Source organism: Mycobacterium sp. NPDC050041 (assembly GCF_049541695.1).
Taxonomy (GTDB): Bacteria; Actinomycetota; Actinomycetes; order Mycobacteriales; family Mycobacteriaceae; genus Mycobacterium.
The window spans coordinates 100978-112850 of sequence record NZ_JBMVDG010000003.1; the positions used below are offsets into that span (position 1 = coordinate 100978).

Here is an 11873-nt window from a genome sequence, read left to right on the forward strand (position 1 = left end):
CTACCTCCGCACGTACAGGCGCAGCGTGACGTAGGCGGTGATCCCCGACATGGTCAGGCCGAGGCCCAGCATCCACGGCGCGCAGTAGTAGACGACGTCCTTGAAGTCGACCTTGGCGATGAGATTCGCTTGGTAGAACTGGTCGAGCGCGTCCTCGAGGAACAGCGCGCGCACCAGGATGAGCCCGACGATGGCGAGGACCACGCCGATGAATGCCGCCAGCATGGCCTCCACGAGGAAGGGCAGCTGCGTGTACCAGCGGGTGGCGCCGACCAGTCGCATGATGCCGATCTCGGTGCGCCGCGTGTAGGCGGCGACCTGCACCATGTTCGCGATCAGCAGCACCGCGCCGACGGCCTGCACCAACGCGATCGCGAACGCGGCGTTGCTGATGCCGTCGAGGACGGCGAACAGCCGGTCGATCAGGTCCTTCTGGTTCAGCACGTTGAGCACGCCGGGCTGGCCCACCATCGACTCGTCGAAGCCCTGATGCTCCTCCGGGTTGGCGAGCTTGACGACGAACGACGCGGGGAACGCGTCTCTGCCTGCGACCTCTTTGTACTGCGGGAACTTCTTGATCGCGTCGTCGTAGGCCTGATCGCGGTTGAGGAAGCGCACCGACGCGACGTCGTCGCGCTCCTCGATCTTCGCCCTCAGCGCCCGGCACGGGTCGGCGTCGCAGCTCGGATCGCCCGCCGACACCTCCGGCGTCAGGAACACCTGGCTCTCGACCCGGTCGAGGTAGATCTCCCGGGACTGGTCGGCGAGCCGGATCACCAGCAGGCCGCCGCCGAACAGGCCGATCGAGATCGCCGTGGTGAGGATCATCGCCACCGTCATGGTGACGTTGCGACGCAGGCCGGTGAGGACCTCGTTGATGAGGAAGCCGAAGCGCACTTAGCGGTCCATTCCGTAGACGCCGCGCTCTTCGTCGCGAATCAGGCGGCCGAGTTCGAGCTCGATGACGCGCTGGCGCATCGAGTCGACGATGTGGTGGTCGTGGGTGGCCATCAGCACCGTCGTGCCCGTGCGGTTGATCCGCTCGAGCAGGTCCATGATGTCCTTGCTGGTGTCCGGGTCCAGGTTTCCGGTGGGCTCGTCGGCCAGCAGCACCAGCGGCCGGTTCACGAAAGCGCGGGCGATCGCCACCCGCTGCTGTTCGCCACCGGAGAGCTCGTTGGGAAGCCGATTCGCCTTGCCCGACAACCCGACCATCTCGAGCACATCGGGCACGACACGGTTGATGACGTCGCCGCGCTTGCCGATGACCTCGAGCGCGAACGCCACGTTCTCGAACACCGTCTTCTGCTGCAGCAGCCGGAAGTCCTGGAAGACGCAGCCGAGCACCTGCCGCAACCCGGGGATGTGGCGGCCGGGCAGCTTGTTGACGTGGAACTTCGACACCCGGATGTCACCGGTCGACGGCGACTCCTCGGCGAGCAGCAGCCGCATGAACGTCGACTTGCCCGAACCCGACGGCCCGATCAGGAAGACGAACTCACCCTTGTCGATCTTGAGAGAGACATTGTCCAGAGCCGGACGGGCCGAGGACTTGTACTGCTTGCTCACGCGGTCGAGGGTGATCATCACGGCACGCCAGTGTAGCGGTGCGGCCTGTCCGGCCGGACTACCGCGGCGGCGCAGGCGTCGTCGGCGCCGGTCCCGGCCCCTCCAGCGGTGCGGTCGCCGTCGGCGTGGTGGGCGGGAATGACTGCACGGTCTGCGTCTGCGGGGGCAGCGGCCCGAGGCCGTCGGGGTCGACGACCGTGGTCTGCGGCGTCGTCGAGGTCGGCGTCGTGGTGGTGGCGCTCGGGTCGGTGGTGGTCGTCTCGGTCGGGGCGGTGGTCGTGGTAGTGGTGGTCGTGGTGGTCCGGCGCGTGGTGGTGGGTTCCTGCACCTGGGTGCGCGGTACCCAGGTGTACTCAGGATCGGGTACGAAACCCGGCGGCACGACCGCGGCGGGCGGCGGCGCCGGCTCCGGCTCGAAGCTCTGCTGCACCCAGGTCAGCGCGAAGAACGCGAGCAGCAGGGCTGCTGTCGAGGTGCGCACCCGGCCCCCGAAGAGGTATCCCGGCCAGCCCTGACCGACCTTCCGCGCGGCTGCGCGGGGACGCAGCACCGCGCGGAAGAACTCGGCCGGCTTCACTTCTTCTGCTCCGCGGGGCCCTGGCTCTCTTCGGCACTGCCTGCCGTGGCGGGGTGCACGATCGCGCCGACGGTCGGCGTCGCGCCGCCGTCACCCGGAGTCACGACACCCGCGCGTCGTAGCGCGGCGATCACCAGGACCCGGAGCCGCCTGCCGACCTCGAACTGCTTGCCCGGCAGTGTGCGGGCCACCATCCGCAGGTTCACCGTGTCGAGCTCGATGCTCTCCACCCCCATCAGCTGCGGTGCGTCGAGCACCAACTGGCGCAGACCCTCGTCCTCCATCGCCTTCTGCGCCACCTCGTGCAGCAGGTCGTTGACCTTGTTCAGATCGGCCGACGCCGGCACCGGCACGTCGATCACCGCGCGTGCCCAGTCCTTGGACAGGTTCACCGTCTTGACGATCTGGCCGTTGGGGATGGTGAGCATCTCGCCCTCGGCGGACCGCATCTTCGTGACGCGCAGCGTCACGTCCTCGACGGTGCCCTCGGCAGGCATCGCGATACCGGCGACCGTCAGCGCGACGAGGTCACCGAAGCCGTACTGCTTCTCCGTGATGATGAAGAAGCCGGCCAGCAGATCCTGGACTATCCGCTGGGCGCCGAAACCCAGCGCGGCGCCGAGCACCGCCGCGGGGGCGACCAGAGACCCGACCGGGATCGCCAGCGCATCGGTGATCTCGACCGCGACCACCACGAACAGGATCGCGATGGACACCCAGGAGATCACCGAGGCGACAGCCTGGCGGTGTTTGGCGCTCTCCGAGCGCACCAGCTGGTCGCTCTCCTGATACTCGGCGTCGATGCGCCGGCTGATGCGCTGTGCGACCCAGTTGATGAAGCGCGCGGCCAGCAGTCCTGCTATCAGCAGCAGCGCGATGTGGATGCCGTTGGTGAGGATCCACCGACCGATATCGCCCTGCCAGAAGCCGGACCAGCGTTCTGACATCGACACTGCGAGTAGCGAGTTAATCGTCATCTTTCCTGTTGCGCCAGCGGATTCCCGCCTCCAGGAACCCGTCGATGTCGCCGTCGAGCACGGTGGCCGGATTGCCCACCTCGAAGTCGGTGCGCAGATCCTTCACCATCTGGTACGGGTGCAGCACGTAGGAGCGCATCTGGTTGCCCCACGAACTTCCGCCGTCGCCCTTCAGCGCGTCCATCTCAGCACGTTCCTCGCGGCGTTTGCGTTCCAGCAGTTTCGCCTGGAGCACGCGCATCGCCGAAATCTTGTTCTGCAGCTGCGATTTCTCGTTCTGGCAGGTGACGACGATACCGGTCGGAATGTGGGTGAGTCGAACCGCGGAATCCGTCGTGTTGACCGACTGCCCGCCGGGACCGCTCGAGCGGTAGACGTCGACACGCACGTCGCCTTCCGGGATGTCGATGTGGTCGGTGGTCTCGGTGACGGGCAGCACCTCGACCTCGGCGAAGGACGTCTGACGGCGGCCCTGGTTGTCGAACGGGCTGATCCGCACCAGTCGGTGGGTGCCCTGTTCGACCGACAGCGTCCCGTACGCGAACGGTGCGTGCACGGCGAACGTGGCGCTCTTGATGCCGGCCTCCTCGGCGTAGGAGGTGTCGAACACCTCGACGCCGTAGGAGTGCTGTTCGGCCCAGCGGATGTACATCCGCATCAGCATCTCGGCCCAGTCGGCGGCGTCGACGCCGCCCGCACCGGACCTGATGGTCACCAGGGCCTCACGTTCGTCGTACTCGCCGGACAGCAGCGTGCGGACCTCCATCGCCTCGATGTCCTCGCGCAGCTTGACGCGCTCGGCATCGGCCTCGACCTCGGCCGCGGAACCGGTGGCGCCCGCTTCCTCGGCAGCCAGCTCGTAGAGCACCGGCAGGTCGTCGAGGCGCTGTCGCAGCTCCTCGACCCGGCGCAGTTCGTTCTGGGCGTGTGACAGCTCGCTGGTCACCTGCTGGGCATGGGTCTGGTCGTCCCACAGCGTGGGGTCGGACGCCTCGTTCTCGAGCTTGTCGATCCGGGCACGCAGACCGTCGATGTCGAGCACCCGCTCCACGGTGGTGAGCGTGGTGTCGAGGGCAGCGAGGTCGGCTTGACGGTCGGGATCCACGAAAGTCGAGGGTACCGGTCAGCGGGCCGATTCCCGCCTGCCGCCCGCCGGGTTCCGCCCCGCCGTCCGCCGCACCGGTTCTCCGCGACTTCCCGCGACGCGGCGGGTCACCCGGCTAGCATCGGTGGCGGTTACCAGCCCGGCCGCGCCGTGACAGCCCCTCGCGGGTGACCGGGCAAGCGACAGAAGGCTGCCCATGCAGAAGCGCCCCTATCACGTGGCGATCGTCGGCTCCGGTCCATCCGGTTACTTCGCCGCGGCGTCACTGCTCAAAGCCGCCGACACCGAGGACTCCCCCGATGTGCGGGTCGACATGCTCGAGATGCTGCCGACGCCGTGGGGGCTGGTCCGCTCCGGCGTCGCGCCGGATCACCCGAAGATCAAGTCGATCAGCGCCCAGTTCGACAAGACCTCCGGCGATCCGCGGTTCCGTTTCTTCGGCAACATCGCCGTCGGCGAGCACGTGCAGGCCGCCGAGCTGACCGAGCGTTACGACGCCGTGGTCTACGCCGTCGGCGCCCAGTCCGACCGGTCACTCGGGATTCCCGGTGAGGACATCCCCGGAAGCGTCGCCGCGGTGGATTTCGTCGGCTGGTACAACGCCCACCCGCACTTCGAGCAGATGGGCCCCGACCTGTCGACGGGACGCGCGATCGTCGTGGGCAACGGCAACGTCGCCCTCGACGTGGCCCGCATCCTGGTCACCGACCCCGACGTGCTCGCCAACACCGACATCGCCGACCACGCGCTGGACTCGCTGCACGCACGCGGTGTCGAGGAGGTCGTCGTCATCGGCAGGCGCGGGCCGCTGCAGGCCACGTTCACCACGCTGGAACTGCGCGAGCTCGGCGCGCTCGAGGGTCTCGGCGACGTGGACGTCATCGTCGACCCGGCCGATTTCGCCGGCATCACCGACGAGGACCTCGAAGCCGCGGGCAAGACCGTCAAACAGAACATCAAGGTGCTGCGCGGCTACGCCGAGCGCGAGCCCGCCGGAGCCAAACGACGCATCGTGTTCCGGTTCGCCACCTCCCCGATCGAGATCAAGGGCGGTGAGCACGTCGAGTCGATCGTGCTCGGGAGAAACGAGCTGGTCGAGGAGAACGGCCGCATCGTGGCCAGAGACACCGGTGAGCGCGAGGAACTGCCCGCCCAGCTGGTGGTGCGGGCGGTGGGCTACCGCGGGGTGGCCACCCCGGGCCTGCCGTTCGACGAGAAGACCGGCACCATCCCGCACACCGACGGCCGCGTCGACGGCAGGCGCAACGAGTACGTCGTCGGCTGGATCAAGCGCGGGCCGTCCGGCGTCATCGGCAGCAACAAGAAGGACTCACAGGCGACGGTCGACACGCTGCTCGCCGACCTGTCCGGTGCACAGCTCGCCGACGTCGACGAAGACCACTCCGAGCAACTGGTCGAGTGGCTGCTCTCGCGGCAGCCGAAGCTGGTCACCGACGACCACTGGCGGCTGATCGACGAGCACGAGCGCACGACGGGCGAGTCGGCGGGCCGGCCGCGCAGGAAGCTCACCAGCGTGGCCGAACTGTTGCGCATCGGCCACGGCTGAGCATCAGGAGTAGGTCTGCGGCGGGGGCGGTGGCGGCACCTCGTCCGAGCCGAAGCCCCACTTGTCCGGGTTCTTCGTCGAGTACACCACCGGGATGAGCTGCCCCATGGTGGGCCACTGCTCGACGTCGACCACCATCCGCTGGTAGACGACGTGTTCGTTGACCGTGGGCCCGTTGATCACGCCGGTGATCGTGACGAACTGCTCGCCCGGCACGTCCGGGCGCGGGCTGACACCCGTCACCAGCAGCGTGCCCTGGGCCAATTCACCCTTCATCCCGCGCCGCCGCATGATCATCGGCCCGATCAACAACGCGAGCGCACCGACCATGAGCAACAGGATTCCGAATTCCCACACCCGGCCATGGTAGGACTGCTGCCATGACGGCGGCTCCTCCTGACGATCTGACGCTGGCGCTGCGGCTCGCCGATCAGGCGGACGCGGTGACCGTCGAGCGCTTCGGCGCGATGGATCTGCGCGTCGACACCAAACCGGACCTGACACCGGTGACCGACGCCGACCGCTCCGTGGAGGCGGCCCTGCGCGACACGTTGACCGCCGAGCGGCCGGGTGACGCGGTGCTCGGCGAGGAGTTCGGCGGTTCGGCGGTCTTCGCGGGACGGCAGTGGGTGATCGACCCGATCGACGGCACGAAGAACTTCGTCCGCGGCGTGCCGGTGTGGGCGACGCTGATCGCGCTGCTGCATGACGGTGTGCCGGTCGTCGGCGTGGTGAGCGCACCGGCACTGCAGCGCCGATGGTGGGCGGGCGCGGGCGTCGGCGCCCACGTGTCGGTGGCGGGCGGGCCGGCTCGCCGGTTGTCGGTGTCGTCGGTCGGTGACGTCGAGTCCGCCAGCCTGTCGTTCTCCAGCCTGTCCGGCTGGGCCGACCTCGGTGTGCGCGACCGGTTCATCGCGCTGACCGACGCCGTGTGGCGGGTGCGCGGATACGGCGACTTCTTCTCCTACTGCCTGCTCGCGGAGGGCGCCGTCGACATCGCGGCCGAACCCGAGGTGTCGCTGTGGGATCTGGCCGCCCTCGACGTGCTCGTCCGTGAGGCGGGCGGCGCGTTCACCGGCCTCGACGGCACCGCCGGACCGCATGCGGGAAGTGCGGTGGCCACCAACGGCCTGCTGCACGGCGCGGTGCTGGCGGCGCTGCGCGGCTGACCGTCGCCGAGTGTGCAACGTCGGCGATTTTCGGGCCGGATTCTCGCCGTGGGTTCACACTCGGCGCATTGCTCCGCCGTTCACAGATCGAGCACCACCGGCTCTTCGGGTTGTGCACAGCAGATGAGGATGTTGCCCTCGGCCGCTGGCTCGAGGGGTTCGGGGTCGTAGCGGACCGCTCCGGACAGCAGCGCCGTCTCGCAGTTGTGACACACGCCGGTGCGGCACGACCACCGGGTCGGGACGTCGCACGCTTCGGCGAATTCGAGCAGGCTGGTGCTCGGCGGACCCCACGGCGCTGATACGCCGCTGCGGGCGAACTGGACGGCCGGCCCGGGTCCTGGCGGTCCCGCAGGCACGTGCGGACGACGCGCCGCGGCCGCGGCGATCCCCGGGGTGAGCGCCGCTGTGGCGCCGAATATCTCGGTGTGAACGCGTGCGGATCCGAGGCCGCGGGCGACGAGGTCGGCGCCCAGCTCCGCCATGAAGGTCGCCGGCCCGCAGAGATACGCGTCGGCGTCGTGGGGCAGATCGAGCCGACTGACCGCCTCGGAGGAGAGTCGGCCGTGGACGTCGTAGTCGACGCCGACCCGGTCATCGGATGTGGGGCTGCTGAAGAACACCCGGGACTGACTGCCGGGCAACTGCTCGAGCAATGCGCGGCTCTCCCGCGCGAACGGATGCTCGCTTCCGTTGCGGGCTCCGTGCAACCACCAGACTCGCCGCGTCGACTGTGCGCTCACGAGCGAGTGCAGCATGGAGAGCACCGGGGTGGCGCCCACTCCGGCCGACAGCAGGATCACCGGGCTGGTGCCGCCTGCGAGGACGAAGGTCCCCCGTGGTGCGGCCACGTCCAGCAGATCGCCGGTCGCGACGTGTGCGTGCAGGTGAGCGCTCGCGACGCCGCGCGGCTCGCGTTTGACACTGATCCGGTACTCGGCGGAACCGGGTCGGTTCGACAGTGAGTAGTTGCGGATCACCGGGCCGTCCGGGGTGGACATCCGCACCGTGATCGACTGGCCGGCAGACCATTCCGGTAATGGAGATCCGTCGGGGTCGGCGACCGTGATGGAGCGGACGTGCGTGCTCTCGTCGTGCACCGCCGTGACCTCCAGCGGCCGGAACCCCGCCCACGCCGGTGGCGGATTGCCCCCGGTCGCCGTCAGCCCGGCATTGCCCGCTCCCCCACCCTGTTCGGCCAGGCTCTGCAGGGACGCTTTCCAGCCGGGGCTGAGCGCGGGGATGCGCAGGGCGCGGTGCAGGTCGTCACGAGGATGGCCCGGCAGGTACAGCAGTGCGTCGATCTCGGCCACCGTGAGGCGCTCGGGCCCGGAGCTGATCTTGACGATCTCCTGACCGGCCTCCACTTCACCCTCGGTGATCACCCGGCAGTAGAAGCCAGGCCGGCGGTGTGACACCAGCAGCGCGGCCATCCTCGGCTCGCCGATGCGCAGACCGGCCCGGTAGCAGGTGACCCGCGGTTGGGTGACCTCGAAGACCGCATCGCCGATCCGGTACCGGTCCCCGATACACACCTCGTCGTCGGGCAGCCCGTCGACGGTGAGGTTCTCGCCGAGCGTCCCAGGCGGGAGGTCGTCTCGGTGGAACTCCTCGGCCCAGTGCCGGTACGAATCCCGTTGGTAGACCAGCACTGCCCGGTTCTCGCCGCCGTGCCCGCCGAGGTCCCCCTGGCCGTCCCCGTCGATGTTGAGCCGCCGGACCATGCGCGGACCGGTGACCGGGTGTTTCCAGGCGCCGGTGTACACGGTCCGGTCGTTCCAGGTGATGTTCCTGGGCAGACCGACGTTCACCGATATCAACGTCGCCATGGTGCACACTCTCGGCCATCAACCGCCCCACGTCAGCACAACGCCTTAACATCGGGCGGTGGGGCTGAGGTACATCGATCCGGGCCGCCCGGCGACGCGGCCGATTCGTCTGATGGTTCGCTTCGGCCGATCGCGGCCGGGGCAGCTGTTCGCCCGTCACGTGGCGGCGCGGACGGACGTCGTGCTAGCTCGGGCGTCGCGGGGCCGGCTGAACTCGGGAATGTTCAGCGTGCCGTCGGCGACCCTGACGACGACGGGCGCCAAGACCGGACTGCAGCGCAGGGTGCAGATCGCCTACTTCCACGACGGCGGCGACGTCATCGCCATCGCCTCCAATTTCGGCGGTGATCGCCACCCGGCCTGGTACCGGAATCTCGTCGTGCATCCGCGGTGCACGCTCGGCGGAGAGCGGTTCACCGCCCGTGAGGTGACCGACCCGGAGGAGTACGACCGCCTCTTCGGAGTGGCGGAGCGGTACTACGGCGGTTACGCCGACTACCGGGTCAAGACGGCGCTGACCGGCCGTCGGATTCCGATCCTCCGATTCGAGAGACGAGTCGAGAACGACTGAGCGGCAGCATTTTCAGGAGGCGAGCCTGCCTGCGTGCCGGTGGGTGATGAGGCCGGTCCGATGCAACCAGCGGATCGTATCGGCGAAACTGCACCTGACGTCCCGCAGTGCGAAGCCGGGTGAGCCGATCTTCTCGGCAGCGGTGTCCGGCCACGCCGTCGCGAGTTCCATCGTCTCCGCCGACAGCGGCAGGTGCATCGGCACCCGGTCGGCGGCGCGTCCGAGTGCGCGCAGGAAGGCGCCGTTGAGGCGCAGTCGTCGGACCCGGCGTCCGGTGAGATCGTCGAGGAGCGTGATGAGTTCGGGCCAGCGCAGGAAGTGGCCGTTGACGACGTGGCGTCCCGGCCGGGCGCCGGCAGCCGACGCGCTGATGAGGGCGGCGAGGTCACGGACATCGATCACTTCATAACCCGAGGTGGTGTCGGGCACGAGCTGTGACAGGAAGCCGCGAATCGCACGGTTGCCCTCCGAGAGGCCGGGATCGTCCGGACCGATGACCCCGGGCGGGTACAGGGTCGAAACGGGCGCGCCACCGTCCTGCAGGGTCCGTACGTAGTTGTCACCCGCGGCCTTGGATCGGGTGTAGGCACCGCGCGCCACTGGGGGGACGGATCGCGCGTCGATCGGCGCTCCCGGCGTGAACAGCGCTGTCTGACTGGACAAATACACAACCGCGTCAATACCCCGGTGCACCGCTCCCCCGATGACCAATTCGGTCGAACGCACGTTGACGGTGTGCATCGCCTCGCCCCGGCGGGACCGCGGCGACACATCCGTCGCGACGACGGCCGCACAGTGCACCACCGCATCGACGCCGCTCAGCGCCGCGGCCACGGCGGCCGGGTCGGTGACATCGCCGACGATCAGTTCACCGAAACCGCCTGTGAGGTGGAGTTCCTCGGCCTTCGCGCGGTCGCGGACCAGCAGTCGCACGTCGTGCCCGTCTCCCCGCAGCGCGCGGACGGTGTGCGACCCGACGAATCCCGTGCCGCCGGTCACCAGGCAGAGCATCAGCGGCGCCGGTGCGCTTCGTCGAGGCGGTGCGGCAGGCACGCGGCACAGGGGAACACCTGAGTCGCCGTCACATCGACCATGATGACACCTCACGTCCCACCGGAGTCGTATTCGCCGAATGTGCTTGTCCGTCAATTGATTGGCTCACGTAGGCTGCCGATGCGATGCGTTGCGGTGGCACCGCGGGGATGTGCGGTCGTCTCCGGCCGCCGCTCGATGTGGCTCTACGGGAGGGAACCTCGATGGCTCAGCCGGACGTCGTCTTCGACCCGTTCTCGGCCGACTACTTCGCAGACCCGCACAACGTCTACCGGCGGCTGCGCGACGAGGCGCCGGTGTACTACAGCGCAGAGCACGACTTCTACGCCCTCACCCGGCACAGCGACGTCGCGGCGGCGTATCGGGACTTCCGGACGTTCTCCTCGACCGGGGGCATCGACCTGGCGATGGTGAAATCCGGCGAGCCGCCGCCCAGTTCCATCCTCTTCATGGACCCACCCGAACACCGACGGATGCGGGGGCTGCTCGCCAAGGCATTCACCCCGAGCGCCGTACGGCAGCAGCGCTCGACGGTGACCGACCTGGTCCAGAAGTACCTCGCGGCAGCGGATCCCCGCCACTTCGATGTCGTGCAGGATTTCGCGGCACTGTTCCCCGTCGAGGTGATCACCAGGATCACCGGCGTGCCCGAACAATTCAGCCAGCAGGTGCGGCTGTGGATCGACGAGGCGCTGCACCACGAGCCGGGGCAGCTCGAGCGCACCGAGACGAGCATGGCCGGCTTCGTCAACGTCGCGATGTTCTACCTCAACCTCGTTCAGCAGCGGCGCACGGAACCTCACCGGGACGACATGATCGGCACTCTGATCGCCGCCGAGGTCGAGCGGGACAACGGCGACCTGAGCAGCCTCGACGACCTGGAGATCGCCGGCTTCGTCACTCTGCTGGGCGGGGCGGGTGCGGAGACGGTGACCAAGCTGCTGGGCAACGCCATCGCGGTGTTCGCCGACCATCCGGATCAGTGGCGCATGCTCGCCGAGGACCGGAGCAAGATCGGATCGGCCGTGGAGGAGGTGCTCAGGTACGACGGGCCCGTGCAGCACAACCTCAGACGCACGACGCGGGACACCACCCTGCACGGAGTGACCATTCCGGCGGGAAAGCCGGTACTCCTCTGCGGCGCCTCGGCGAACCGCGACCCGAGGGCGTTCACCGATCCCGACACCTTCGACATCCACCGAGATCACTCCGAGGCGCAGCAACTCGGACTCGGATTCGGCGTGCACATCTGTCTGGGCGCCGCCCTCGCCCGAATGGAGACCACGATCGCGCTGAACCATCTGCTCGACTTCATGCCCCGCTTCGATGTGCGGTGGGACAAGGCCAGTCGCGTCAGCTCACCGAACATGACGGGGTGGTCGCATCTGCCGGTCGCGGTGCATCCCTGACCGTGCAGTGATGTTTCACCACCTCTGACCGCACGCGGGAAGGACTC

12 protein-coding genes are annotated in these 11873 nt (G+C 68.6%); 4 read left to right on the forward strand and 8 right to left on the reverse strand.

What is annotated here, in order from left to right:
* Genes ftsX through prfB form a run of 5 tightly spaced genes read right to left on the reverse strand, consistent with a single transcriptional unit; the run spans position 1 to position 4228 of the window.
* Positions 1-897, reverse strand: a complete 897-nt coding sequence (gene ftsX, locus ACPCHZ_RS10920; protein ID WP_423484791.1) for a permease-like cell division protein FtsX — start codon at positions 895-897, stop codon at positions 1-3.
* Complete coding sequence (gene ftsE, locus ACPCHZ_RS10925) at positions 898-1587, reverse strand: cell division ATP-binding protein FtsE (RefSeq protein WP_423485344.1); 690 nt, start codon at positions 1585-1587, stop codon at positions 898-900. It lies immediately after the preceding gene.
* Positions 1588-1627: 40 nt separating this feature from the next.
* A complete protein-coding gene (locus ACPCHZ_RS10930; RefSeq protein ID WP_423485345.1) occupies positions 1628-2116 on the reverse strand; it encodes a hypothetical protein in 489 nt (162 codons plus the stop codon).
* A 26-nt stretch (positions 2117-2142) separates the two neighbouring features.
* Positions 2143-3123 (reverse strand): mechanosensitive ion channel family protein, encoded by a 981-nt coding sequence (locus ACPCHZ_RS10935; RefSeq protein WP_423484792.1) that lies wholly within the window; start codon positions 3121-3123, stop codon positions 2143-2145.
* Positions 3113-4228 carry a peptide chain release factor 2 gene (prfB, locus tag ACPCHZ_RS10940; RefSeq protein ID WP_364971700.1) on the reverse strand — a complete coding sequence of 372 codons (1116 nt, stop codon included), beginning with the start codon at positions 4226-4228 and terminating at the stop codon, positions 3113-3115. Before prfB ends, ACPCHZ_RS10935 begins: the two co-directional genes overlap by 11 nt.
* Before the next feature lie 196 nt (positions 4229-4424).
* Between prfB and ACPCHZ_RS10945 the strand changes: the two genes are divergently transcribed.
* On the forward strand, positions 4425-5795 hold the full coding sequence (locus ACPCHZ_RS10945) for an FAD-dependent oxidoreductase (protein ID WP_423484793.1): 1371 nt from the start codon (positions 4425-4427) through the stop codon (positions 5793-5795).
* A gap of 3 nt (positions 5796-5798) precedes the next feature.
* Here ACPCHZ_RS10945 and ACPCHZ_RS10950 read toward each other — a convergent pair whose 3' ends face one another.
* The gene (locus ACPCHZ_RS10950) at positions 5799-6152 is read right to left on the reverse strand and encodes a hypothetical protein (RefSeq protein ID WP_364971704.1); all 354 of its coding nucleotides are present in this window, start codon (positions 6150-6152) and stop codon (positions 5799-5801) included.
* Between the two features lie 23 nt (positions 6153-6175).
* On the opposite strand from ACPCHZ_RS10950, the gene hisN reads away from it, so the two are divergent.
* Positions 6176-6964 carry a histidinol-phosphatase gene (gene hisN, locus ACPCHZ_RS10955; protein ID WP_423484794.1) on the forward strand — a complete coding sequence of 263 codons (789 nt, stop codon included), beginning with the start codon at positions 6176-6178 and terminating at the stop codon, positions 6962-6964.
* Between the two features lie 80 nt (positions 6965-7044).
* Here hisN and ACPCHZ_RS10960 read toward each other — a convergent pair whose 3' ends face one another.
* Positions 7045-8793: an MOSC domain-containing protein gene (locus ACPCHZ_RS10960; protein ID WP_423484795.1), complete on the reverse strand. Its 1749-nt coding sequence runs from the start codon at positions 8791-8793 to the stop codon at positions 7045-7047.
* A gap of 58 nt (positions 8794-8851) precedes the next feature.
* Between ACPCHZ_RS10960 and ACPCHZ_RS10965 the strand changes: the two genes are divergently transcribed.
* The gene (locus tag ACPCHZ_RS10965) at positions 8852-9364 is read left to right on the forward strand and encodes a nitroreductase/quinone reductase family protein (protein ID WP_423484796.1); all 513 of its coding nucleotides are present in this window, start codon (positions 8852-8854) and stop codon (positions 9362-9364) included.
* Between the two features lie 12 nt (positions 9365-9376).
* Here ACPCHZ_RS10965 and ACPCHZ_RS10970 read toward each other — a convergent pair whose 3' ends face one another.
* Complete coding sequence (locus ACPCHZ_RS10970) at positions 9377-10417, reverse strand: NAD-dependent epimerase/dehydratase family protein (protein WP_423484797.1); 1041 nt, start codon at positions 10415-10417, stop codon at positions 9377-9379.
* A gap of 203 nt (positions 10418-10620) precedes the next feature.
* Here ACPCHZ_RS10970 and ACPCHZ_RS10975 point away from each other — a divergent pair, with 203 nt between their 5' ends.
* Entirely contained in the window at positions 10621-11826 is a 1206-nt protein-coding gene (locus ACPCHZ_RS10975; RefSeq protein ID WP_423484798.1) for a cytochrome P450, read from the forward strand.
* The last annotated feature ends 47 nt before the right edge of the window (positions 11827-11873 follow it).

Excerpts from the sequence above, each read along its gene's own strand:
- ftsE (WP_423485344.1), bottom strand. The coding sequence starts at position 1,587 with ATGATCACCCTCGACCGCGTGAGCAAGCAGTACAAGTCCTCGGCCCGT.
- ACPCHZ_RS10935 (WP_423484792.1), bottom strand. The coding sequence starts at position 3,123 with ATGACGATTAACTCGCTACTCGCAGTGTCGATGTCAGAACGCTGGTCC.
- ACPCHZ_RS10945 (WP_423484793.1), top strand. The coding sequence starts at position 4,425 with ATGCAGAAGCGCCCCTATCACGTGGCGATCGTCGGCTCCGGTCCATCC.
- hisN (WP_423484794.1), top strand. The coding sequence starts at position 6,176 with ATGACGGCGGCTCCTCCTGACGATCTGACGCTGGCGCTGCGGCTCGCC.
- ACPCHZ_RS10960 (WP_423484795.1), bottom strand. The coding sequence starts at position 8,793 with ATGGCGACGTTGATATCGGTGAACGTCGGTCTGCCCAGGAACATCACC.
- ACPCHZ_RS10975 (WP_423484798.1), top strand. The coding sequence starts at position 10,621 with ATGGCTCAGCCGGACGTCGTCTTCGACCCGTTCTCGGCCGACTACTTC.